Genomic DNA, 22,752 nt, shown 5'->3' on the forward strand with positions numbered 1-22,752 from the left:
TTTAAGGTTATAAAGGTGGACACTATGTGGACGTCTGATTTTCTATTTGACTGAGTGGGTTAAGGTGCACTGCATCAATGAGATGATCGGGTGCCAGATGAGCATAGGTCATGGTTTGAGAGATATTCGCGTGGCCGAGTATGTCACGTAGTGTGAGAATGTTTCCCCCTTTCATGACAAAGTGGCTTGCAAAAGTATGTCTTAAGACATGCGCTTTCTGCCCTTTGGGTAAGCCAAAATCAAGTTTTTCCAAGATCTCATATAGCTCTGACTGTGGGTCGTATGAAAAAACATGACTACCTGTTTTAGGATAAATGCGTTCATACAAAGTTTTACTGATAGGAACTGTTCTCGGTTTTCCTGTTTTTGTATTAGTAAACCGGATACGGTAAGGGGACAGGTTAGTTGCTTTTAATGTGACTGTTTCTCGCCACCTTGAACCTGTCGCCAAGCATATTTCAACAACTTTTCTCAGTTCATCATTATGTTTCACAGCATCCAGTAATTGACTGATTTGGCTTTCAGTTAGGAAAGACATTTCGCAAGGAATTATTTTGGGCAGCTTAAACCCTTTAATAGGGTGAGTACCAGTGTAATCACCAGTCGAAATGAGAACAGTGAACACATTGCTGACAGTGCTTATCAAACGGCGAACTGTTGTTGATTTGTTCCCTTTTTCAAGTCGATAGTGCACCCAGTCAGACAGAAACTTATAGTCAATTTTATTGACCGCCGGGTCTTCTAATTCAGCACATATCAACTGAAGCTTTTCAAGGTAATCATCAGCGCTTCTCTTAAACTGGCCAGATTTTTTCCACCAAATTTCAATAAGTTCAGATAGTTTTCTGTTATCAATGGGGGTGCCTAGCCACTCCTTATTATGTGCCCTTGCAAGAATATGTTTTTCGTAAGCTAATGCCTCGGACTTCTTATCAAATTTTCGTCTGAAGCGTTTGCCGTCCCTCCCGGCTGGCCTGATATCGACCAGCCATTTATTTCCATCTTTTTTGATGCTCATAGTGATCTCATCACCATTGCAGCACGGCCAATGATTTTAAGGCGCTTGAGATCATCACCCGCCATTTCGAAGCTTTCGTAGTCCGGGTTGTCTGATACTACGGTGTAACTTTGCTTCAAGATGTTCCACTTTAGTCGTTTCACATAAACCATTTCATCAATGCGAATGACATAGACCCCGTCTTTGACAGGTTCAGTTAACTCTCTGGTGTCAACAAGAATTCGATCACCATCGTCCATTGTCGGCAACATGCTTTCACCCGAGCAAAATACGATTGCGGAATATTCAGGGAGAAGGCCAAGGCTTCGAACAAGGGCTGTAGATACAGTAAACACGCTAGTTTGATACTCGGTATTACTAAGACAGCCAGCTCCAGCGGCTGCTTGTACGTTAAATTCTGGAATGTCTATAGTGTCTGCTTCATGAACAGGTAAAGCTTCAAAAATTGCTGAAGCATTGGGTTCTTTTGAGTCAAACAATGAAGGCTTCTTGTACTCAAGCTCTCTGTATTTGTCGCCTGTTTTCCTTAGGCTTGCCATTGTTTCCGGTAAGTGTTTTTTTTCATACTCTGAACCATGCAAGTCAATTAAAGTTTTTTGCGCATTCTCATGAAAGTTAGAGATATGGTACTCAACTGCACTCCCTTTACCCTGCGCTTTTCTTTTTAACCAGTTGTTTCTATTTGCTTTTACGCTCACTCCTTGTCGGCTGCTAGGCATGCCTTCTATCTCAACTAGTTCTGTTGACAAAAACCACTCTCGCATAATTCGCAATCCTTTTTTGTTGACTTCTGTTTTCCTTAGGATCTATTATGAATGGCAACTAAGGAAAACAAGGTGACTTTGTTAGCAATAAAGGTCAATGATAGGTGAAAAAATGAAATCAGAAAACAACATCCGTCAACATTCTGCGCCATTTGTTACCCCTCAGATGTATGCAGAGATAACCGGGCAGACACTTGATGCTGTTCGAGGCCAGATAAAACGGGGCATGTTGCCTTTATTGAAACGGGAACGGCACGAACGAGGCTTGAACTTCATCAACATGAGAGCGCTTGAATTATTGGCTTTAGAGCAAGCTGAAAAATATCAAGATTGGAAATCAGCAATTTAAGGGGGCAACCATGGATCCGATTCACGCCCCTTGTCCCGACATGGCTGGCATGGTCAATCCTGACCCGAAGAAACGCCAGCGTGCCCGGTTCCTGCTGGGCAAATTGCGGGAAAAGCACGGGATACGAAAGCGAAGCTACACACCCCGCCCACTGAATTACAAATGTACGCCGTCCGGCTGTTATGAGGTTCAAGAGTAATGCAACACGGTACTGTTTTTACTCGTCATTTCTTAAAGCGTCTTCCGCAAATCGTCCGTCAGGATATCCGCACCAAAATAGCCAGCCGCCAGCAGCGCGGCGGGGCTACCCGTGACAATCTCGACCGCTTCGCCGATGAGGCGGTCAAGTTCGGTCTGAAAGTCGCGCCCTTCATTGAAGACAAGTTTTCCTTTGTGGACTTCCGCAACCGGGTCAAGTCCGAGCGCCTGACCCACCACATCCTGATGAAAGATGAGGCGGTGCGTAAGCTGGCCCGTCTGGTCGCTGATGAGAATATGCAGGCAATGCAGGACATTGACCCGCAGGTTTTTGACAGCTTTCTGTCTGCGATGAAGCACATCTATGCGGTCTTGGCTGAGAACCTTCGCGCCATTTCCGTCAACCCGCCAGTCATGCCGGGCGACAAGATGGAAGAAGAACGGGCCGAGCAAGAACTCACGGCTTCAGTGCTGAAAATGCAGTCTGAAGAATGGATTGAGCGCCGCCTGATGCACCTGCGTTCCCAGTACATCGAGTACGCACAGATTGCCCTTGAGCGCGTTGGCGACAAGGGGCACCAGTCGAAATACATTTCCTATCCGTCGTTCCAGAACTGGAAGAACAAGCAGCGTGAAGCGGAGCGGTTCGTCCAGAGTACCGTCGTTTACAACGAGGCCACCGGGGAGCACTTCGACCTTGAAGAAGTGATTAAACGCACCACGGCCAACCCGGAAAACCGCCGGATTGAAATGATGGTGCGCTCCCGTGGCTTTGAAGAGCTGGCGCTGGATTTAGGTTATACGGCGTTGTTCCTGACATGGACGCTGCCAAGCAAATATCACCGCAACTCGAAGAAGTGGAACGGCGCGAGTGTCAAAGAAGGCCACGGTAACCTGATGCAGCAGTGGGCGCAGGCCCGTGCCCTGATAGCCAAAGAAGACATTCATTACTTCGGCTTTCGCGTGGCAGAGCCGCACAAGGACGGCACCAGTCACGGCCATTACTTCCTGTTCTGCCACCCGAAAGACAAAGACACCCTGATTAACATCATTTCCGGCGTCGCAACCGCTGAAGACCGGGATGAGCTGGGACAGGACATTTCCCCGCGCTTTGACGTCAAGGAAGCTGACCCGGCCAAGGGTGGGGCAACGGCTTACATCGCGAAGTACGTCTCCAAAAACATCAACGGCCAGCACATGCCGGAAACCGAAGCCGAAGAAAGCGCGTTTCGGGTTCGGGCGTGGGCGTCCGTTCACCGTATCCGCCAGTTTCAGCAGTTCGGCGGCGAACCTGTGTCCCTGTGGCGTCATCTGCGCCGGGCTACTGAAGAACAAACCCGCATTGACCCGAAACTCGAAGCCCTGCGACAGGCGGCGGATTCCTCCAAGTGGTCGCTGTTTTGCCAGCTCGCTACCGATGCCCGGCTGGCCTATGAAGAAAAACAAAACCAGTACGGCGAAACCGTGAAGAAAGCCATCGGCTTTCACTGGTTCTCTGAAGGGGTGAGCACCTTCATTGCGACCTGCAGCGAGACTTACCGACTCGTGAAAAAGTCTGAGTTGGGGGCGCTTTTAGAGTCGCGGAGCGGCTCCCCTTGGAGCACTGAAAATAACTGTAACTCCCAGCTCGGAGAGCACCTTCAACGGGTGACCGGATGGAGCCTTGCCGGGGTGCAGTGCCTGATAAATCCCCTGTTGGCCGGGGCCAAAGTGCCAATTGATAAAGACTGCCAGCTCAAGCTGGCAAACAATCGAATCGTGATGACCAGAGGAGAACTGTGATGATTCAAACCATGACCGCCGAACAGCTACGCCATGCTGAGAAAGCCATTGAGACCGCTGAAGCCCTGTCTGTGGAAGTGAAAGGGGAGATAGAAAAGCTCAAGGCGCTGGATATGAAAGTGCTGGTGAAAAAGGTGTCTGCCGTGATGTTCAGCGGTGGCTCCCTGAGCTTGGAGGCCATCGGCCTGCCGGGTGATTTCTTCGAAAAGCTGGAAATACTCGACGGGATCAGCGCGAAAGCACGTGCCGGCTATCGGGCCGAAGTGCAAGCCCGCCTGGCACAACTGGCCGGGGGCGAAGATGAGTAAGAACCCGACCCGCGGCTATATCCGCTGCACCGTGCCGGATTGTGGCGAGGTCTGCACGGTTCACATGACCGGAGAGCACCGCCTGATGGAATCCGGCGAGCCGCCGAAGAACCCTCGCAACATCGGCAAGCTCTATTATCGCTGCCCCCGGTGCGGGAACAGTACAAACAGCAGTGCCATGCATGAATACATTGAAAAGCACAAAGTGGAAACGGTTCAGGAACTGGGGGAAACGCCCATTGAAACCGTCAGGGAAACCGCAAAAGAGTCGGTTCAAACCGTTATCGAAACGCTCCCCGTGAGCGTTTCCCAAACCAGTGATGACGGGTTTCCAGCGTTAACAGAGCCTGAGAAAAACGCCCCGAAAATCCACTGGAAAACCCTGTATCCGTGGTTCATCGGGTTATTTGTACTGGTAATGATTTTGATTGGTCTGAGTAAAGGAAAGAAAGATGACAGCGACAGCGGAAAACTTGCAACAAACTGAGATGTTCGATCTCCCGGAAGAGCAGCCCACAGTGGATGATTGGTCGGACTGGGGCGCGGCGATTCAGCAGCTTGAATCACAGGAAACCCCGGAGCCGGATGACGTGGCTCAGGATGCAGCCAACGATGACGACGCGGCAGAAGCGGCGGTGGATTTGCTGGACTTGGGTTTTGTCCTGTCTGAGCAGGCGATCAGCTTTGCCATCGGCATGGACTTTGAATACGACGAGAAAGCCAAGGGTAAAGTGCTCAAGGCTGCCGGGCCTTTGATGCAGAAACACGGGGCAACGTGGCTGAACTGGCTCGGCCAGTACAAAGAAGAAATCCTCTTCTTGGTAGCCGTGGTCGGTCTGGGCGGCGTCACGGCCCGTCAGGTGAAAGGGCTTCGGGCGGAGAAGCGCGCCCAACTGGCCGCAGCGCAGGAACAGCAGGAGGTGGACGATGGCGAAAAAGCCGATCCTGAACTTGCCGCGGCCTAAGAATTCCAACACCCATCTTGACCCGTTGCACCGGGTCATTATCGGCGGCACGGGTAGCGGAAAAACCTCACTGGTCAAGCACGGGAAATTCATCACCGCCAAGGCGCAGGCGTTGTTCTTTGACCCTTATGAGAACTACGCCGGGAAGCCCTTTCAGGGCCAGCAGGTCAGAGGCTTCCACTCAAAGGCGGATTTCCTCAAGGCACTGGTGAAAGCCCGTCAGGGACAAAGCGCCTTTAAGATTGCCTACATCCCGGCGGATTTGGTGTTTGATGAGCTGGAATTCTTCTCGGCGGCGGTGTGGTCGGTGCTGGATGGCCGCAAAGCGCCCCTTGAAATCTGCATTGAAGAGCTGGCGTCCTGCTCGCCCACGGCGGGCACCCTGAAGGGGAAAACCGGGGAGCTGTTGCGCGGCGCCCGTCAGTATGGCGGTATCGTGACGACGGTATTCCAGCGGGGGCAGGAGGTGCCGAAAACCATCACCACGCAGTCCCCGACGTGGTATCTGTGCGCGGTCAATTCGATGAATGATGCGAAGTATTTATCGGATGCGAAATCCGTGCCTGTGGCAGATATTGCGGCCTTGCGCTCGGCCAAAATGAACAAGCTGGAAATCAACAAACCGATCGCGGATTTCATCCACGTTGAGGACGGTGTGGGGAACTACCGCAAAGGGGCACTGAACTGCCAGACAGGCCGGAAAGTTTCCCTGACCTACCGGAAAAACAGCCAAAAATCTGTGTGACCTACCTCTCATCTAAACCTATAGGTTACTCGCCCAACCTATAGGTTTCTTCTCATTTTCAATCCTGCCGAAAGTCGTTTTCATAGCCCTGCCATTACGGCGCTATCTTCCAACCACACAAAGGAACGCTATGAAAAAAGAGCACAAAGTGTTGCTGATGACGGTACTGGTCACGCTGGTGATTATCGCAGTGATCAACAACGTCTCCAGTCTGAAAAAAATCAAAGAAACAATCTACGGTAACGGGTGGTTTTAATCATGAGTGTTGTTGCAGTAACGCCAGAAGCGCAGGCGCAAGCTATTGCCAATTACAAATACCAAGGGGTCAAGAAACTGAAGCTGTCGAGCTTCAGCGGTGTGACCTATAACGGCCGCTCAACGCTGACAGTGCCGACAGGCCAGACGTTTGATGCGTTCATGTTTAACACCAACCTGCCGCTTGAACGGCTGGAAATCACATTTCGCCTGAACAGTAACGCCTTTATCAGTGGTATTCCGGCGACCTTTTTCCAGACGCTGGAGCAGTACAAGCAGATGGACGTTCCCGCAGCCCTTGCGCCGCAGGGTGAGCAGGTCTTCATCGTGTCTTTTGCCGACCTGTCCCTGAAGCTGAAAGACGGCCAGCAACTGACCTCACTGGTCACCATGCTGGGCGAGTCCCTTCAGATTCAGGTGGATATCGGTGCGAAGCAGGACGGCGACCCGGAAATGCCGACCCTCGAAGTGATTGCTGAGGTGAACACCCCGCAGGCGGTGCGTATGTACCTGCCGCGTATCGAGCGCTTGCAGATTGATATGCCAGCGCAGGGCACCAACACCTTTAACACCCTGCCGAACGACATGAAGCGCAGCATTCGCCGCATGCACTTCATGACCGACGCCATCGAAGAGCTGGAAATCAAGCGCGATGACAACGTGGCCTATGAGACCACCGCATGGCGTGAGTGCTACATGGCGAACCGCAATGATCTGATGTGGCAGCAGGGTATGTTCCATCTGGACTTTCTGATGCGTGGTTTCATCCGCAATGAAATGTTCCCGACGGCACGGGCTAAAGAGCTGCTGTTCACCTTCAAGACCAGCAAGCCTGCGGGCAGCGTGACCGTGATTACGGAATATCTGGACGTTGAGCGCACGGCGGCACAGGTTGCGGGCTAAGGGGGCTGAATGCTGGATTGGCTGAATAATGCTGTCGATAAGGGCAGTGAAATGCTGGGCGGAGCATGGGACGACACGACGGACTTTGCGGGCAATTGGTGGAATGAATACCTTGCCAGCAAACCGACCCCGAACAGCACCCAAGACCCGGCTGCGAACGAGACGGGCAATACGGCCAAAATCACCCAGCCCCAACCCCAGTCAATGTCTTATGGCTGGATCATCGGCGGGGCGGTGGTCCTGCTGTTGGTCATCGTTCTGATTATGCGGAGGTAGACATGCCATTAGTCCCTCTATTAATCGGCGGTGGGGTGTTGTGGGGCAGCGGTGCCCTTGTGGGCGGCTCCCTCGGGTATACCGCCGCCGACGGAACCAAGTACCTGAGTGCAGGTGTTGTGGCCGTGGGGGTCATCGTGCTGGTACTGGCGTTTATTTATTTTCGTAAGAAGGGGGTGTTGTGAGTGATGCATCTTCAGGAGGCGGTTTAGCCAGTCTGGCCGGGACGGCCGCCGGGGCCAGTATGGGCTTTCCCGGCATGGATATGTCCGGGGCGTTTGGTGCGCTGGAGTCGGTAAGTGACAGTGGGCCGATGACTACGACCAACGGCCCGGTTGAAATGAACTTTGAGGCGGGGGGCGTAACCTTCGGGGCCAAGTCCACGAACTACACCCTGATTGTGGTCGCGATTGCCGCCATGGTGCTGCTGTTTTTCTACATGAAGGGGCGCTGATATGGGTCTCCTCAGTTCAAAAAAGAGTACCAACCAGAACATTAACCAGAGCACCAACACCTCCAACAGCATGGGCGTGAGCGGTGACAACAGCGGGATGATGCTCAGCGGTATCAGTGGCACCTTGACCATGACGGATCACGGGGCCATGGAAGCGGCGGGGGAAATGGCCAGTGATGCCATGACCCTTGGCTCGAATGCGTTGGCAGCGAACAGTTCCGCGTTGAATGATGCCTTCACTTTCGGGCTTGAAACCTTCAACGGGGCGCTGAATTCCCTCGGCGGCATGGCATCAAACCAGAGCAATCTGGCGACACAGTCCATGCAGCTGGCGAACAGCATCAACGCCAGCGCGAACACCGGGGGCGCCAGTGATATCGGGCAACTGAACACCCGCGTCATGATGGCCTTTGCGGCGGTCATTGGCTTGGTGCTGCTGGTTGTTTTGCTCAAGAGGTAACGGATGTATCAGACACAGAAAATCATCGAAGTACAGCTACAGGCCGGAGAGAAAATTATCTCGGCTGTCAGCCAGTACCTGTTAATCCGTGACTGCTCCCACACCGTCACCTTGCTGGCGAAAACCCAGAACCGGGAAGTCGGGACGGAGCTGAAGAAAAACGATGTGGTGCCGCTGGGTGGCTTCGAGACCATCGAGCTGTACAACCACCATCAGGCGGCGGTCACACTCAAGTATCAGCTGACCGATATCCCGGTGAACACCCAGTCTGACGCGGTGGCAATCAGCGGCGCGGTCGAGGTGCACAGCATCCGCGAACCCGTGACCATTGATGCCATTCAGCAGACGGTGCCTGTGTCGTTTTCGGCCCCGGTGTCCGTTGGGAACTGGCCCGCGGTGCAGCCTGTGAGCGGAAAGGTAGTCGTAGGCAATTTACCGGATGTGCAGGCGGTGCAAGGGGAGGTGGCGATCACCAATTTGCCCGCGGTGCAAACCGTTAGCGGTCAGGTGGAGATTGGCAATCTGCCGCAGGTGCAGCAGGTCAGCGGGCTGGTTGCGGTAGCGAGCAGTGACAGGCTGGTCAGTGCCGCAACCACGTTAGACCTGGCGGTCAGTACCCAACTGATTGACGCAGACAGCAAGCGTCAGTCGGTGCTGGTTCAGACCGACCGAAGCATATATATCGGCGGGGAAGGCGTGGACAACCAGAGCGGGATTTACATCGCCGCCGGGGAGTCCATGACGCTGGAAACCGGGGCGGCAGTGTTCGCCTATGCGGTGGAAGGGGCCACAGTCCGAACACTGGCGGAGGTGCGTCATGGCTAGGTTACACGGTGGCAGCGGCGGGAGCTGGAAAAGCGGCGATATCAAGATTCACAACGGCACCGTTGCGTCTATCCCGTTGGGCTGGGTGCTCTGTGACGGTGAAAACGGGACACCGGATATGTGCGACCGGGCGGTGGTCGGGGCGGGCCGGGCTTACAGTCCGAACCAGACTTTCGGGGCGGACAGCCGGGGGACAGGGAATCACACCCTGTCATCCACCCAGTTGCCCAGCTCGTCCATGACCTATCAGCGCACCAGTAACTTTCAAATCTCCGGCATCACCAATGCGGGGGTCGCCAATCGGTCTATTCCGAATAACGGCTGGAGTGCTTACGCGGAGACCGGACGCTCTTCGCCCCGGACACTGGGTTTACGGTTGCACAATGCCAGTACCCATGTGAGCACACCGGGCGGCGGGCAGTCTCACAACCATGGCAACGTCGACGTGCGTCAGCAGTCGGTGGCCGTCATCTGGATTATGAAGTTATGAGAATTACAGCAATTACACAGGATCAGCTCATCGTCATTGATGGCGTGCCTGCGTTCCTCGGCCAGATGGGCGGCTTTGCCATGCGCCAGGGCGAGTGGGCGATTGATTACAACACCCTGACCGGGCTGGGTCATATCGAATACACCGATAACCGCCCGAACCAGACCATTAACAGTGCCGTGTTTGATGCGGCCTATGCGTGGCTGATTGACGAGCACAAACGCTATGTCACGGCCATGACCGAACAGGAAGCAGCAGAGGAAGCGGCACGCAATGAGCAGCAAGAGCCTATTGATACTGAGTTTGATTCTATTGGGGATGGGAACCATGACGTTTTATAAGCCGCGCGGCATTCGTAACAACAATCCGGGCAACATCGAGGACAACGGCACCGCATGGCAGGGCCGAGTCGGCAGCGATGGCCGCTTTGTGATTTTCGACAGACCGGAGAACGGCATCCGGGCACTGGCCCGGACGCTGAAGACCTACCGCAACCGCCACGGCCTGACGACGGTGCGGGGCATTATCAACCGCTGGGCGCCGCCTGTGGAGAATGACACCACGGCCTATGTGAACCACGTCGCCGGGGCGCTGGGTGTGTCTCCGGATATGTCGCTGTCAGAGGCAGAAACCATGGCCTTAGTGCCTCTGATTATCCGCCATGAAAACGGCATGCAGCCCTACAGTGACCGGGTGCTGAATGCAGGCATTCAGGCGGCGTAATGCTGAGTGCAATCTTGAGCCTGATTACGGGTGGGGTGGCGGCTTGGCAGCAGCACAGCCAGAACAAGGCGGAAGCCTTGAAGCGTAAAGACGAGCTGGAGCAAGCCAAGCATGCCGCCCGGCTCAAGCGGCTGGAGTACGGCGACGAACAAGCGGCCAATCTGGACGAGCTGAGTCTCAAGGGCCGGGGCTGGAAAGATGAATTTATCCTGCTGGTTGTGTTCACGCCCTTGGTGCTGTGCTTCGTGCCAGATTATGCGGTGTATGTGGATGCAGGCTTTCAGGCGCTGCGTAACATTCCAGAGCCGTACTGGTACGTGGTCGGGGCCATCGTCGTGGATGTACTGGGGATGCGCTCTATGGTGCGCTACCTGCTGGAATTCTTCTCAAACAAATTCAGAGGGAAACCGACTTGATAGAAATACTGCAACAACTGACGGCGATGGGTTTACCGCCGACCATGATCGCGCTGCTCATCGTCCTGTACAAGCAGGACAAGCGTTTAACAATACTGGAAACGAACGTACAACTGGGGAAAAAGAATGGCTAAGACAGGACTGAAAAGTAACGGCACATTGAAGAAAGGCTATCGCTTTGCGAAAGGCGGCCGGGTGGTGAAAGCGAAGAGTGAGACTGTTAAGCGTAATCGCCTGAAATAATACATTACCCGCCAATGGCGGGTAAACATAATTAGATCAGATCAAAGTTGAATAAATCTTTACGATTGATACCACATTTGGCTGGCTCGTTTTGACCTGCGATTCCGTATGGATAGCCTTCATGTGCTTTTTTGTATGCTAAAAAAGTTAATGTTTCATTATGCTTATCTATTAGACTCTTCATATCTTCTTCACTCATTCTTTCAAGTTGAATCAATACAGAAAAGTCACCAGAGCTTGCTCCTTTTGCAATACACAAGTGGCCCTCACGGACAGGCTTTAAATATTCAAGCGATTTAGGCTCTGTTGGCGGACAAAGGTGTCTGATCTCATCATCAGAAACTTTTCCCAAACAATGATTTACAATTAATTTGAATTCAGATTTTTCTTGCTCTACTTCCTCTTGCGTTTTTGGCGGTGAAGTCTGCGACCCTTGGTCTTTTGTGAGTATTTCAACTATTTCATCAATTGAGTGACCATGGTCAAAAAACAGAGAATTAATCCAAGCATATAGATGATTAAAAGGAATGCGAGGTTTAACACTAGTAATCATAATTTCAGCCTTATTTAATTATTGAATATTCAATAAGTTCATATTGATTAAACTTATATTTTAGGTTTTTCAAAACTTCCTTTTATTCGATAGCAAACTTTTTATTTTTTGGCAATGAATAATCCTGCAGGAAACTTTAAATTTATACTGCTTATGGAACTTATGCGGATGTAACTGCGTGCACACCTGCTAAAGAATGTTTCGGTGTCACGTTACTTGTGCCACATCTACGATGCTGTATCGTGTTCAAAAAGGCGGCTTGCATCTTTCCTGAGTAAACCACAAGTCCGCACTCCTCAAGCTTTTACTATCGCTCTGACAGCATGATGTGACGCAGCACAAGTCAATCCCAAATGTCAGTATTATACATTTGGCAGAAGTATGAAAATTTTGAAGGGGTTAGTAGGGATATCACATGTGGGCATTATGTGGGCAGCATTCTTATTTAATCTATTTAAATCATGATATTACAGTCAATATAAAAGCGCCCTCGGGCGCTTTTATTTTTTGAAGTAAAAAACTTCAGGCCGCTTCTTTATAGAATGCTAACCCAGATGCCATCGCGACCAACACGGAAGCACAGGTTTTGTTTAGCGATTTCAGGCGGCTGACCGATAAATACTTTGCCGCCTGGAAACCTGCAGTTGCGTAAACCAGCATCACAGCGACATCAATCACGATGGTAGCAATTGCGAAAAGAACGTATTGCATCAAAACCGGCGCGGTTAAATCCAGAAACTGAGGCAGAAAAGCGCCGAAGAACAGGAGCCCCTTCGGATTAGACAGGGCCGCGAACAGGCTGCGCCGGAACGCTGCTGCAGGGCTGTGCACTTGTGCGCTTTTGAGTTTGTCTGCTGTCAACGCGCTGACTGAAGGTGTACTGCGCCACAACTGGTATGCCAGCCACAGCAGGTAAGCAACGCCACAATATTTGACGGTCAGAAAGAGGGTTTCAGAAGCCGCCATTAATGCCCCCAGTCCCAGTCCGGCAGCACTGATCAGAATCGCGTCAGACAGAGCAGCCCCTAAAATGCCATAAAGTACAATTTTCTTGTTTTTACTCACACCGTTCGACAGAGACAACAGCATGGTCGGTCCCGGAATGACGGTCACGGTAAATGAAGCGATGCAATATAGAAGTAATGTACTGACCATGATGGAAGAATACTCCAAGTGAATTTGAATCATTTATGCAATGTCAGGCATCAAATTGAGTCAAAGTTTAACAAATCAAACGCATAGCACATGGTTGCATAAAATTCTTGACACGGCAACGATGATATCCCTACTATGAACGCAAATCAAACTAGTGAACTAGTTCGCTAGTTTTAATTCGATGAGTCTCACAACATTGATTTTGTTTTCACATCTGCTGGCAGACGTCAGCGTATTCCGCAGAACGTGAAACACGAGTTGTGTTCGTCATCACATTGACTCTGTATTGAATGGAATTTGAGAGGAAAAAAGATGAAGACCTATGACGAGGTTGTATATCAAGCGGCAAATCAAGATTGGGAAAAATGGTCAAAGCCGGGCGCTGATGGCCGGGTGAAAATTTTCAATTCAAACGGAAAGCGCTTAAGAATGCTTGAATTGCCAGCTGGGTTTGATGAGCACCATCTTTGTGAGATTGGTCATCAGGGATATGTTCTGACCGGAAGTTTCACTATTTTTGTTGAGGGTACCGAAAATAAATGTCACCCAGGTGATTTTTTCTCAATCCCGGATGGTGTGCCTCACCGTTCGAAAGGGGATGAGAATGAAGTGACGACAGTTTTCGTTGTTGATGATATTCAATAGGAGCGACAGATGAAAAACCCTGCTTTTGCCAATTTAATCCCAGATCAAAATGGAATGTTTGGCGTCTACGGCGGTGAAGCCGAAAACTCAGAATTAAAGTCAGCGATGAATGAGGTCAGAGAAGCATTCTATCACATCATTCAAGATGACTTATTCAATGAAGAAATGACACGGTTACGTAAAACCTATATCGGACGACCAAGTCCCATTTACTTTGCAAAGAACCTTTCTGAGAGAATTGGCGGAGCAAAGATATACCTGAAACGTGAAGATTTAAATCACACGGGTGCCCATAAAATTAACCACTGTATTGGTGAAGTTCTGCTTGCAAAGAAAATGGGCAAGAAAAAAATATTAGCTGAAACGGGTGCAGGACAGCATGGTGTTGCTCTTGCGACTGTTTGTGCTTTGATGGGCATGGCATGTGAAATCCATATGGGGCAGGTCGATATTGAAAAAGAACGCCCTAATGTGAATAAAATGAAATTGCTGGGATGCAAAATTGTTCCTGTAACTTCGGGTAAGGCGACTTTAAAAGAAGCAGTCGATAGTGCATTTTCGGCATATCTGGATGATATGCAGAATAACTTTTTTGCTATTGGCTCCGTTGTCGGTCCAGCGCCTTACCCGGAGATGGTGCAATATTTTCAATCTGTCATTGGAAGAGAGGCATCTGCCCAGTTTCTGGAGATGACAAATGAACAACCGACAATCGTTGCGGCTTGTGTCGGTGGCGGCTCAAATGCATTAGGCTTATTCAGCGGTTTTCTGTCAGATGAAAACGTGAAGTTAGTGGGAGTTGAAGCTGCGGGTAAAGGATTAGATTCAGGAGAACATGCCGCGACCCTAACAGCAGGTAAATTCGGAACAATGCACGGATTTAAATGTTTGTACCTGCAAGAAGAGGATGGTACTCCGATGGATGCCCATTCCATCGCTTCAGGATTAGATTATCCCGGTGTCGGTCCACAACATTGTTATTTAAGAGATGCTCAGCGGGTTGAGTATCATTCAATTACAGATGATGAATGTATTGAAGCCTTTTTAACTTTGTCCAAATATGAAGGAATCATCCCCGCATTAGAAAGTTCTCATGCGATTGCATGGGCAACAAAAGAAGCTAAAAATTTATCGTCTAAAGAATCCATCCTGGTGAATCTTTCAGGAAGAGGTGATAAAGATATCGATTTTGTGCTTCATAAAATTGGGTTGTGAAATGAGTTTCGATCTGCGGGCTGTGCTGAATCAATTGGAAGACTCAGGTGTCAGCATCAAGACGGTTGGTGATTTCATGTCACCAACTTATGAGATACCTGGCCATTATATGAATAACGCAGCAACCGTACCTGGTTCAGGAAAAACAGGTCATGAGCAAGCTTACATATACACCAATAACGGCACTCAATTTCCGGTGTTAATGGGGTTATTTGGGAATAGTGAAATCAATCGAAAGATTCTGTCCGAAAGTTGTTTCAGAGATGACAGTTTACACCGTAAGGATTTAAGTCCGGTATGGGTTGATAAGCCTGTCTGTCAGGAAAGTCATTCTCAATTAGATTTGCTCTCATTACCTGCTCTTAAAGTAACACCACAGGATGCAGGCGCATTTTTTACATCAGGTGTCGTTTGTGCAAGGCACCATAAAACCGGTGCCTATACCAGTTCTATTCATCGATTGAAAGTTGTAGATAAAAGTCATGTGACTTTAGCCCTACGGCCTGGGAGTGGGCTTTTCAGCTGTTATCAGGAAGCTTTGAGACAAAATAAAACTCTGCCAATCTCGATTTGTATTGGTATACCCCCTGTATACTATTTGCTTACTTCATTATCGACAGCCAGATTCTCATCAGGTATCTGCAAACTGAAAGAGATGAGTAAAGTACTTGGCCAGGCCATTCGAATTGCGAAAAACGTTACAAATGCAGCTTATTGTTACGCAGACAGTGAGATTGTCATTGAAGGGGAAATGACAACGACAACTTGTAATGAAAGCAATAGAAAAGCAGAGGCATACTCAATGCCGGAGTTTCTTGGCTACATGGGGGAGGCAAAAGAAAATCTTCCGCTCGTTAAAATCACAGGCATCTTCCACAGAGAAAATCCGATCTATCAAACATTTTTAGGTCCGGGAAAAGAACAGTCAGAGCTGCTTGCGATTCCGACTGAGATCTCTTTGAAAGAAGTTGTCAGGAAAGAATTCGATCAATTTTTTGATTTAATGGATGTGTATTGTCCCAGTTATGGTGGCGGGCAGCTGTCAGTCATCTTAAGTATCCGGAGAAAGTCACATTTCATTCCATTTTCAGAATTAAGAGATTTTATTTACGAGCACCATCCGCTTTGTAAGCATGTATATGTTGTTGATGACGACATCGATCACTTGTCAAGTGAGGATTTTTTATGGGCAATGACAACCAGGTTTCAGGTGTCGCAAGATACTTACTTGAGAAAAGTGCCGGGCTTTATCATGGACCCGTCTCAATACACCGGTTATATGAATTCAAAAGATCCAGAAAGTGATTTGACATTATATGACTTAACCAAGCCATTGAAAATATCAAACAGGTTTGTTCGGTATCAGCAAATATTATAAAGGTGAATCATGGAAATTAATCAGTTAGAAATTCTTCGTGAAGAAATCAATCAGATAGATGTTCAGCTTGTAGAACTACTGGTAAAAAGAGCGAATGTTGCATTACAGATAGCAGATCAAAAGCGGAATAGTGTTGATGTCGTAGAAGCAAAAGGACGAGTAGAGATCGTTTTAAGTAAAGTGAGAGAATTAGCGTTGAATTTTCACGGGGATGATAAGTTTATTGAATCTGTCTATAAGGTAATCATTCATGAGTTAACACAAATGCAGCTGATCAAAAAGGGACTTATCAATCATGACATCAATGGTTAATTACTCAAAAGATATCGTTGACCTTTTACCTGAACTGCATGTTTGCTGTCTTCGAATTGAGAATCTTCATGATCGTGTTGATGTGACAGATTCTGTGAATAAAAATATTGTTTTTGCAAAGCAAACAATCGATAAGTTGCAGACAGAAAGCGCAATTGACTCTATCAGTCACTGGCGTCGAGCTTACAGAAAAGCAGGGATAGAGCCGACAAAATTTCGAATGGCAGCTGAATCATTACTGAGACGGCTCAGAAAGCAAGGTAATTTACCTGAAACATTACACCCGTTAGTTTTAATTTGTAATGCATTGTCAGTTAAGCATTGTTTACCTATTGCTGTGCTGGATACAGATGAAATCAACGGAAATTTATGGGTTTCCTATACAAAGGGAGGTGAGCGTTATTTAGATTTTAATGGGAATGAAATTTTAATGCCCTCTAATGAAGTTTCATTTATCGATGAGAAAAATAATGCGCATGCCAGAAAGTGGTCTCATAAGCAAAGTGGTTTATCTGTCGTTAGGAACAGCACCAAAAATGCAATTATTATTATAGAGGCTTTATCTCCACTCCAAAATAATGAGAGTTTGCCAGTCATTGAAGAGTTGAAAAGTTTGATTGACAAGTATTGGCCTGGTTCAATCGCTGAGTGTAGTATCAGACATTCAAATATGCTTATCTCGAATTATTAAAATTTATCTTAACCAATTCTTTATTGGCTGATGTCTATTTAGGTATTCAAAAAGTTTTACTTGTTGGCCCACATAATTTCTCAAATTGTTGAGTTTTTTCATGTTGAGGTCAAAATGAAAGCTGTAATCATATCAGGTTCAGAAAGAAGAAATGGTGTTACCGCTTATGTTTCTGAACTTATTCAGGATAAGTTGTATGAGAAAAATGTCCATGTAAATGTTATATATCTGTGCGATCAGAAAATATCTGCTTGTGATGGCTGTGGTGGTGACAATGGTTGCAACTATAGACAGTCTCCCTGTGAAAAATATGATGACATGCCACATATTATTAAAATGATGTGCGAGTCAGATATTATTATTTACACATGTCCAGTTCATGCTTTCGGGATTAGTCACTTAATGCAGATTTTTCTTGAAAGAGCTGGTGTCGGATATCTGAGGTTTGATCGGCCTCTCGTGAATAAAATTGGTGGCTGCGTCATTGTTGGGAGGAAATATAGTTTAGGCAGTGCACATGATCAAATCATAAATAACATGCTATTAAATCGAATGATTATTCCTGGTGCTGGATTTCCAGTGCTTATCCATGGCTGTGAAAAAACGAAGGGAATTACAGACATTGAGGAGAGTGTTGCTTTGGAGCAAATGGTTGACAGATTAGTTGAAATCCGAAGTTTTGTGAATGTGAATGCATTAAATTTTAATCATCCAAATGAAAGAAAGCTAAAAGAAATCATGGAGAAAGATAGTGAAAGGGTTAATTGAAGTTATCAGCCATACTGAAAAAGTCATCTCAGACAATGACTCGATCTGTATTTATAACCAGTTGCGAAAGAAATATCATGAAGATGAGTTGTTTCTGCTCGAGTCAATGACTGGTCCAGAAAAAGATTGCAAAAATACAATCATTGCGTTTGAACCTATTTTTAACTTGAAACTCAATGATAATGTCCTGTCTTTATCTGGGAATGAAGATATTCTTGGTTTGATGAGAGTGAGTGATAAATTATCATCTTTTGAGTTCCTGGATGAGTACTCCATTCAGATTCAGACGTTTAACGATCTGATTTCACTCTTAAGAAGTATTGAGTCATTATTTCATGTCGTTGATGAAGGGGTGAGTACAAGTACAAACTTCGGATTCTGGGGTTACTTTGGATACGATACTATTTTTCTCATAGAGGATATCGAGAGAAAAATATCAAGAGATAAAAATTTATCTACGATTAATCTGACTATATTTTCAGGCGTCATCAATATTGATATCAAAAGTCACACCATACATTTAACCCGAAATCAGAGCAATTATTTTCAAAGTTTCGATCTTTCATTAGTGAAAAATCTCATTAAGACGCCATTTCATTATGAGTTTAACCACAATTTTTCCAGTCATAGTATTTCATCCCCCACCGTCGATAAAGAGATGTATACGACCTGGTTTGATAAAGCCAAAAGTCATATCGATATTGGTGATATATATCAAATCCAATTGGGGCATGAAATAAATATAACGTCAGAAATAATGCCATTTGATGTTTACTTGCGATTGCGTCAATTTAACCCATCACCCTATATGTATTATTTTAAAACATCTGATGGATTTCATGTGATTGGAGCAAGTCCGGAAATGTTTGTGACTTTAACCGATGACCGTGAAATTGTGATGAGACCAATTGCGGGTACAATCAGAAACTCGTCTGATCCAGATGAGAAAAAGTCAAATATTCATAAGCTGCTCTCGGATGAAAAAGAAAATGCAGAGCATTTGATGCTGGTTGATCTCTGTCGAAATGATATCTCCAGAATTTGTGAACCTGTTTCACTATTTGTTGATGAATTGATGATTACAGAAGAATACTCACACGTGATTCATATTGTTTCTAATGTTATTGGGAAGATTTCAGAACAATTTGATAAATACGATGCTTTAGCCGCTACGTTTCCTGCAGGCACGATGACGGGAACACCAAAAATAAAGGCAACGGAAATTATTGAGGACACGGAGAGGACCTCAAGAGGCATTTATGCAGGGTGTGTGGGGTATTTAGGGTTTAATGACACAATTTTGTCTGCACTTTGTATTCGGACGGCAGTTTACAGAAATGGTGTCTATACGATTCGTGCTTCCGGAGGGATCGTTGAAGATTCCCTGAGCCATGGCGAGTGGTCTGAAACAATCAGCAAACTCAGTTCGACTTACTTTGCAATCACCAACAAGGATTTAATCAGTGAAGATTTTGTTAATTGATGCGTATGACAGCTTTGTTTATATCGTCAAAAATTATATTGAAGTGATTGGCTTTCAAACTGATGTCGTTCGGTGTGATAAAGTCAATCTTGAATCGTTGAATGACTATCATGCTATTATTCTGGGGCCTGGGCCCGGACACCCATGTGAGAGTGGTTACCTGGATATCATCAGGCGGGTGGAAGGAAAAATTCCGATTTTTGGTATTTGCCTTGGAATGCAATCGATTGCGGAGTTTTATGGTGTTTCAGTGAAACCGGCTGGAAACCGTGTGCATGGAAAGGTGAGTTTGATTGAACATGATCAAATGGGCTGCTTCCAGCAATTGAAGTCACCCTTAAAAGTCACCCGATATCATTCACTGATTGCATCAAGAGACGATATTAAATCGGATTCGGAATTAGTCATTACCTCTGAATCTATTGATGACAACTACATCATGGGTATTCGACATAAAGCGTTTGTGATCGAAGGGGTTCAGTTTCATCCTGAAAGCATATCGACTGAACGGGGTGCAGACATATTAATCAACTTCTTTAAGCATGCAGGACTATACAATTAATATGTGTATGATTTGTGCCTTTTCATGTATTTGCTGAATGCATTTATCAGACTTGTTTCCTATTAAATTCTAATATGCAATTGGTATGTTTACGGGGCAGACAATACTGAATATTTTTATACATAGATTTAATATCAGTAAAAATACGGACGCTTTAATTTATTGCTACCTGAGTACCGTGAAGGTTGTTGTTAAGCCAATCACACAGTCTTCCCAAGCGGTACGCAATAGCGCATATCCTGTTCCCATTAGGAACATTTTCACCACTATTTGTTTACCCGGTATCTTTTTGGTATCGGGTTTTTTTTATGTACTGAACATGAAAAAGCACAGCGGAAAGCTGTGCTTTTATTCTTGACTGGCGTGCTGAAATCAGGCGTTTGCCAGCTTGTTCTGAAGTGCCTGAATATTGACGGGCTTGGTCATGAAGGCAAGCAAAACGGCGACTCCCAGCATTACGGAACACAGCGTATACGCCAATGTGTATGTACCGGTCATATCAACTGCGACAGCAGCAACGACAGGGCCGATGAAGCCACTGATTCCCCAGGCTGTATACAGGACACCGTAGTTGGCACCATAATTTTTCAGGCCGTAGAAGTCAGCAGTAATCGACGGGAAAACGGCCAGCAGTGTGCCATAGCCGACACCTGCAACTGCGGCACCGACCATCAGACTGAATTCATTGTCGAAAGTTGCAAACATCACCATGTTGATGGCTTGCATGACGAAGGCTATCAGCAGAGTTTTCACGCCGCCGATCTTATCGGAGAGCATTCCTGCGACGACCCGGCCACCCGAGTTAAAGACAGCCAGAATCACCACAAGGAAAGCGGCGTCAGATAAATCAGCCTGTGTGGCCGCGATTGAAGTAATGTTCCCGATGATCATCAGACCGGCAGCTGAAGCGAACGCGTACATGATCCACAGCGAATAAAACTGCGGGGTCTGGATCATCACACGCCAGCTGACATCTACACTCGGTGTTTGCGCAGCTTTTGCGGTCGTTGCAGTGGGCGCGGCTGGCACATAGTCTTCCGGCGGGTTTGTGATAGTGCACGCCAGCGGAACAGCGACCACCAGAACTGCGATGCCAAGAATCAGAAAACTTTGATTGATCCCGAAGTCAGCAATCAGAGATGCAGTCAGAGGGGCAAGATAAACCGCCGCCAGACCGAAACCAGCGGCAATCAGACCATTCACCATTCCTTTTTTAGACGGGTGAAACCACTTCATCGCCGATGGGCTCAGACAGGCATATCCAAAGCCAATGCCGCTGCCTGTCAGTACGCCGAAAGTAAGGACCAAAAGCAGCGGGCTGGTCGCAAAGCTGGAAATGATCATCCCCAGCCCAACCATCGTCGTTCCTAACAGCAGGACTTTACGCGGACCGATTTTATCCTGAAGAATACCGGCCAGTAACAGAGACAGTGAAAAGGTAATGATGGCGACCGTGTAGGGCAGGGATGCATCAGCATTAGACCACCCCAGATCAACAACCAGCGCTTTCTTGAAGACGCTCCAGGCATACAGAATGCCCATACACAAGTTTATACAAAAGCCAGCCAGCAAGATTTGCTTAGCACGATCGAATGTTTTCATACGCCTCTCTAACACCGTAGCGGTCTTGATTTGTTTTTTAAACTTTTCTTAATCTGAATCAAAAAAAGATGCACTTCTTATGGAGGGCGCGGATTCTATCAATAAATTTTTAAGAAATATCGTGAGGAAAAACTTTGTTACAAATGGATGGTGAAGAGGGAGTCGAGAGCCTGCTGGCAGTGATTGGCTCCATCCTCAGAACTGTGGGAGGGGGAGCCAATCATCATGGCTGTACCATCAGTTCATCAGGATACTGTGTATTTTGTCTTTGAGCTGCAATCGTTCCATTTTCAGTTGGGTGAAGTGTAGGTCTTCGGTTGGAATGTTGTTACATTCTAATCCCCGTATTTTGTGATCTAATTCATGGTACCTGTCTGTCATCGCCTTGAAGTTTTCGTCTTGTGACTTCAACTCTTTGATTTTGTCGTGCATTTCGGGGAACTCAATGAAGAGTGCGTGATTTTCACCTAACATATCTGTCACTCCATAGGTTTACGTGAATGAAAGCCCTGCTTTTTTCTCCTGTTGTTCTATCACGCTGTACGGATTTTATTGTATGGAGAGTGGTACTGCATTCTGCACTTCCGGCAGTTTAAAGCGTGGCATCAGATGTCTTCCGGTGAAAAGTGCATTTCCGAATTGCGGGCAATGCATTCTGAGCCCGAATTGGCGTGTCCTGCAGCCAGGTAAAAATGCTTTCATTCCGGACAAATATGAACCACAAAGGTCAACTGACCCTTGTTTAAGCATAGTCGAATGTTGTGATTTTCAAGCAGGGGGACAGCGAAAATGCTACGAGCAGCATAAAATTATGTGTGACGTTGTCACGGTGCGGGTGGTGCAAAGTACTCAGATGGACTGTTTTACGATGCCCGATACTTTTTGCTGCGTAATGATTTTTTGAGGCTCTGAATGTAAGCGATTCGATCAGGATTTGCCGGGGCAGCCGCAGTTTGTAACTGGACTTTTGCCTGGGCTTCTTCTTCTGTCATGTAGCGGCCATTCATTCTGATGTGCTGCGCTTTGGTTTCATGTTCAGCACGTAAAGCTGCGTCTTCCTGCGCTTTTGCCATGGCATCACGCGCAAGACTCTGGCTGGTTTTGTCTTCCTGGCGTTGTTGCAGCCAGTGGGGCTGTTGTTTTTGTTTTGCGGGTTGGCTTGCCTGCTGCTGACGCTGCTTGAGGACGTTATCGAGGTAATCACTAAAGTCCAT

The 22,752-nt window shown here is 47.4% G+C and carries 34 protein-coding genes; 27 read left to right on the forward strand and 7 right to left on the reverse strand.

The window, feature by feature from the left end:
- Positions 1-22: 22 nt before the first annotated feature.
- Together ACYP03_RS10225 and ACYP03_RS10230 are read right to left on the reverse strand one after the other, a co-directional pair.
- Entirely contained in the window at positions 23-1,018 is a 996-nt protein-coding gene (locus ACYP03_RS10225; RefSeq protein WP_459779573.1) for a phage integrase, read from the reverse strand.
- A complete protein-coding gene (locus tag ACYP03_RS10230) occupies positions 1,015-1,782 on the reverse strand; it encodes a helix-turn-helix domain-containing protein (RefSeq protein ID WP_459779575.1) in 768 nt (255 codons plus the stop codon). Before ACYP03_RS10230 ends, ACYP03_RS10225 begins: the two co-directional genes overlap by 4 nt.
- 112 nt (positions 1,783-1,894) lie before the next feature.
- Here ACYP03_RS10230 and ACYP03_RS10235 point away from each other — a divergent pair, with 112 nt between their 5' ends.
- From ACYP03_RS10235 to ACYP03_RS10325, 19 genes are all read left to right on the forward strand, one after another.
- Positions 1,895-2,131, forward strand: a complete 237-nt coding sequence (locus ACYP03_RS10235) for a hypothetical protein (protein WP_459779577.1) — start codon at positions 1,895-1,897, stop codon at positions 2,129-2,131.
- A gap of 10 nt (positions 2,132-2,141) precedes the next feature.
- Entirely contained in the window at positions 2,142-2,330 is a 189-nt protein-coding gene (locus ACYP03_RS10240; protein ID WP_459779579.1) for a hypothetical protein, read from the forward strand.
- On the forward strand, positions 2,330-4,111 hold the full coding sequence (locus ACYP03_RS10245; protein WP_459779582.1) for a replication endonuclease: 1,782 nt from the start codon (positions 2,330-2,332) through the stop codon (positions 4,109-4,111). Before ACYP03_RS10240 ends, ACYP03_RS10245 begins: the two co-directional genes overlap by 1 nt.
- Positions 4,111-4,419, forward strand: a complete 309-nt coding sequence (locus ACYP03_RS10250; RefSeq protein WP_459779584.1) for a hypothetical protein — start codon at positions 4,111-4,113, stop codon at positions 4,417-4,419. The genes ACYP03_RS10245 and ACYP03_RS10250 overlap by 1 nt, the downstream gene beginning before the upstream one ends.
- Complete coding sequence (locus ACYP03_RS10255; RefSeq protein WP_459779587.1) at positions 4,412-4,906, forward strand: hypothetical protein; 495 nt, start codon at positions 4,412-4,414, stop codon at positions 4,904-4,906. The genes ACYP03_RS10250 and ACYP03_RS10255 overlap by 8 nt, the downstream gene beginning before the upstream one ends.
- Entirely contained in the window at positions 4,872-5,384 is a 513-nt protein-coding gene (locus ACYP03_RS10260; RefSeq protein ID WP_254589117.1) for a hypothetical protein, read from the forward strand. The genes ACYP03_RS10255 and ACYP03_RS10260 overlap by 35 nt, the downstream gene beginning before the upstream one ends.
- On the forward strand, positions 5,347-6,129 hold the full coding sequence (locus ACYP03_RS10265) for a hypothetical protein (protein ID WP_459779591.1): 783 nt from the start codon (positions 5,347-5,349) through the stop codon (positions 6,127-6,129). Before ACYP03_RS10260 ends, ACYP03_RS10265 begins: the two co-directional genes overlap by 38 nt.
- Before the next feature lie 130 nt (positions 6,130-6,259).
- The gene (locus ACYP03_RS10270) at positions 6,260-6,385 is read left to right on the forward strand and encodes a hypothetical protein (RefSeq protein WP_256549311.1); all 126 of its coding nucleotides are present in this window, start codon (positions 6,260-6,262) and stop codon (positions 6,383-6,385) included.
- Between the two features lie 2 nt (positions 6,386-6,387).
- Positions 6,388-7,287, forward strand: coding sequence for a major capsid protein P2 (locus ACYP03_RS10275; protein ID WP_459779594.1), 900 nt, complete (start codon positions 6,388-6,390; stop codon positions 7,285-7,287).
- 9 nt (positions 7,288-7,296) lie between these two features.
- Positions 7,297-7,563, forward strand: a complete 267-nt coding sequence (locus ACYP03_RS10280) for a hypothetical protein (protein WP_459779597.1) — start codon at positions 7,297-7,299, stop codon at positions 7,561-7,563.
- Positions 7,564-7,565: 2 nt separating this feature from the next.
- Positions 7,566-7,748 (forward strand): hypothetical protein, encoded by a 183-nt coding sequence (locus tag ACYP03_RS10285; RefSeq protein WP_254589093.1) that lies wholly within the window; start codon positions 7,566-7,568, stop codon positions 7,746-7,748.
- On the forward strand, positions 7,745-8,017 hold the full coding sequence (locus ACYP03_RS10290; RefSeq protein ID WP_254589092.1) for a hypothetical protein: 273 nt from the start codon (positions 7,745-7,747) through the stop codon (positions 8,015-8,017). Before ACYP03_RS10285 ends, ACYP03_RS10290 begins: the two co-directional genes overlap by 4 nt.
- A 1-nt stretch (position 8,018) precedes the next feature.
- A complete protein-coding gene (locus ACYP03_RS10295) occupies positions 8,019-8,477 on the forward strand; it encodes a hypothetical protein (RefSeq protein ID WP_254589091.1) in 459 nt (152 codons plus the stop codon).
- 3 nt (positions 8,478-8,480) lie between these two features.
- Positions 8,481-9,302, forward strand: a complete 822-nt coding sequence (locus ACYP03_RS10300; RefSeq protein WP_459779603.1) for a hypothetical protein — start codon at positions 8,481-8,483, stop codon at positions 9,300-9,302.
- Positions 9,295-9,792, forward strand: a complete 498-nt coding sequence (locus tag ACYP03_RS10305) for a hypothetical protein (protein WP_459779605.1) — start codon at positions 9,295-9,297, stop codon at positions 9,790-9,792. The genes ACYP03_RS10300 and ACYP03_RS10305 overlap by 8 nt, the downstream gene beginning before the upstream one ends.
- Entirely contained in the window at positions 9,789-10,133 is a 345-nt protein-coding gene (locus ACYP03_RS10310; protein ID WP_459779608.1) for a hypothetical protein, read from the forward strand. Before ACYP03_RS10305 ends, ACYP03_RS10310 begins: the two co-directional genes overlap by 4 nt.
- Positions 10,120-10,515 (forward strand): structural protein, encoded by a 396-nt coding sequence (locus ACYP03_RS10315; protein ID WP_459779611.1) that lies wholly within the window; start codon positions 10,120-10,122, stop codon positions 10,513-10,515. Before ACYP03_RS10310 ends, ACYP03_RS10315 begins: the two co-directional genes overlap by 14 nt.
- Positions 10,515-10,931 (forward strand): hypothetical protein, encoded by a 417-nt coding sequence (locus ACYP03_RS10320; RefSeq protein ID WP_459779613.1) that lies wholly within the window; start codon positions 10,515-10,517, stop codon positions 10,929-10,931. The genes ACYP03_RS10315 and ACYP03_RS10320 overlap by 1 nt, the downstream gene beginning before the upstream one ends.
- Positions 10,928-11,065: a hypothetical protein gene (locus tag ACYP03_RS10325; RefSeq protein WP_202601876.1), complete on the forward strand. Its 138-nt coding sequence runs from the start codon at positions 10,928-10,930 to the stop codon at positions 11,063-11,065. The genes ACYP03_RS10320 and ACYP03_RS10325 overlap by 4 nt, the downstream gene beginning before the upstream one ends.
- Before the next feature lie 140 nt (positions 11,066-11,205).
- On the opposite strand, the gene ACYP03_RS10330 is transcribed toward ACYP03_RS10325, so the two are convergent.
- Together ACYP03_RS10330 and ACYP03_RS10335 are read right to left on the reverse strand one after the other, a co-directional pair.
- Positions 11,206-11,727: a hypothetical protein gene (locus ACYP03_RS10330; protein ID WP_459779616.1), complete on the reverse strand. Its 522-nt coding sequence runs from the start codon at positions 11,725-11,727 to the stop codon at positions 11,206-11,208.
- Positions 11,728-12,249: 522 nt separating this feature from the next.
- Positions 12,250-12,882, reverse strand: coding sequence for a LysE family translocator (locus ACYP03_RS10335; RefSeq protein WP_459779618.1), 633 nt, complete (start codon positions 12,880-12,882; stop codon positions 12,250-12,252).
- A 312-nt stretch (positions 12,883-13,194) separates the two neighbouring features.
- Here ACYP03_RS10335 and ACYP03_RS10340 point away from each other — a divergent pair, with 312 nt between their 5' ends.
- From ACYP03_RS10340 to ACYP03_RS10375, 8 genes are all read left to right on the forward strand, one after another.
- The gene (locus ACYP03_RS10340; protein ID WP_330959618.1) at positions 13,195-13,527 is read left to right on the forward strand and encodes a cupin domain-containing protein; all 333 of its coding nucleotides are present in this window, start codon (positions 13,195-13,197) and stop codon (positions 13,525-13,527) included.
- A gap of 9 nt (positions 13,528-13,536) precedes the next feature.
- Positions 13,537-14,742 carry a tryptophan synthase subunit beta gene (trpB, locus tag ACYP03_RS10345; protein ID WP_330959617.1) on the forward strand — a complete coding sequence of 402 codons (1,206 nt, stop codon included), beginning with the start codon at positions 13,537-13,539 and terminating at the stop codon, positions 14,740-14,742.
- Between the two features lies 1 nt (position 14,743).
- On the forward strand, positions 14,744-16,120 hold the full coding sequence (locus ACYP03_RS10350) for a UbiD family decarboxylase domain-containing protein (RefSeq protein ID WP_459779621.1): 1,377 nt from the start codon (positions 14,744-14,746) through the stop codon (positions 16,118-16,120).
- Between the two features lie 9 nt (positions 16,121-16,129).
- The gene (locus tag ACYP03_RS10355; protein WP_248139954.1) at positions 16,130-16,432 is read left to right on the forward strand and encodes a chorismate mutase; all 303 of its coding nucleotides are present in this window, start codon (positions 16,130-16,132) and stop codon (positions 16,430-16,432) included.
- Positions 16,416-17,123 (forward strand): B3/B4 domain-containing protein, encoded by a 708-nt coding sequence (locus tag ACYP03_RS10360; RefSeq protein ID WP_459779624.1) that lies wholly within the window; start codon positions 16,416-16,418, stop codon positions 17,121-17,123. Before ACYP03_RS10355 ends, ACYP03_RS10360 begins: the two co-directional genes overlap by 17 nt.
- A 114-nt stretch (positions 17,124-17,237) precedes the next feature.
- Entirely contained in the window at positions 17,238-17,891 is a 654-nt protein-coding gene (locus tag ACYP03_RS10365; protein WP_459779626.1) for a flavodoxin family protein, read from the forward strand.
- Positions 17,875-19,374 (forward strand): anthranilate synthase component I family protein, encoded by a 1,500-nt coding sequence (locus ACYP03_RS10370; protein ID WP_459779627.1) that lies wholly within the window; start codon positions 17,875-17,877, stop codon positions 19,372-19,374. The genes ACYP03_RS10365 and ACYP03_RS10370 overlap by 17 nt, the downstream gene beginning before the upstream one ends.
- Positions 19,355-19,936, forward strand: coding sequence for an anthranilate synthase component II (locus ACYP03_RS10375; protein ID WP_459779629.1), 582 nt, complete (start codon positions 19,355-19,357; stop codon positions 19,934-19,936). Before ACYP03_RS10370 ends, ACYP03_RS10375 begins: the two co-directional genes overlap by 20 nt.
- A gap of 372 nt (positions 19,937-20,308) precedes the next feature.
- On the opposite strand, the gene ACYP03_RS10380 is transcribed toward ACYP03_RS10375, so the two are convergent.
- The 3 genes from ACYP03_RS10380 to ACYP03_RS10390 all read right to left on the reverse strand — a co-directional run bounded on the left by ACYP03_RS10380 (position 20,309) and on the right by ACYP03_RS10390 (position 22,752).
- Positions 20,309-21,538 (reverse strand): L-lactate MFS transporter, encoded by a 1,230-nt coding sequence (locus ACYP03_RS10380; RefSeq protein WP_459779631.1) that lies wholly within the window; start codon positions 21,536-21,538, stop codon positions 20,309-20,311.
- A gap of 237 nt (positions 21,539-21,775) precedes the next feature.
- Complete coding sequence (locus ACYP03_RS10385) at positions 21,776-22,012, reverse strand: YdcH family protein (RefSeq protein ID WP_036752522.1); 237 nt, start codon at positions 22,010-22,012, stop codon at positions 21,776-21,778.
- A 389-nt stretch (positions 22,013-22,401) separates the two neighbouring features.
- A complete protein-coding gene (locus ACYP03_RS10390; protein WP_248139966.1) occupies positions 22,402-22,752 on the reverse strand; it encodes a hypothetical protein in 351 nt (116 codons plus the stop codon).

The sequence above is a fragment of the Photobacterium sp. R1 genome (genome assembly GCF_054600795.1).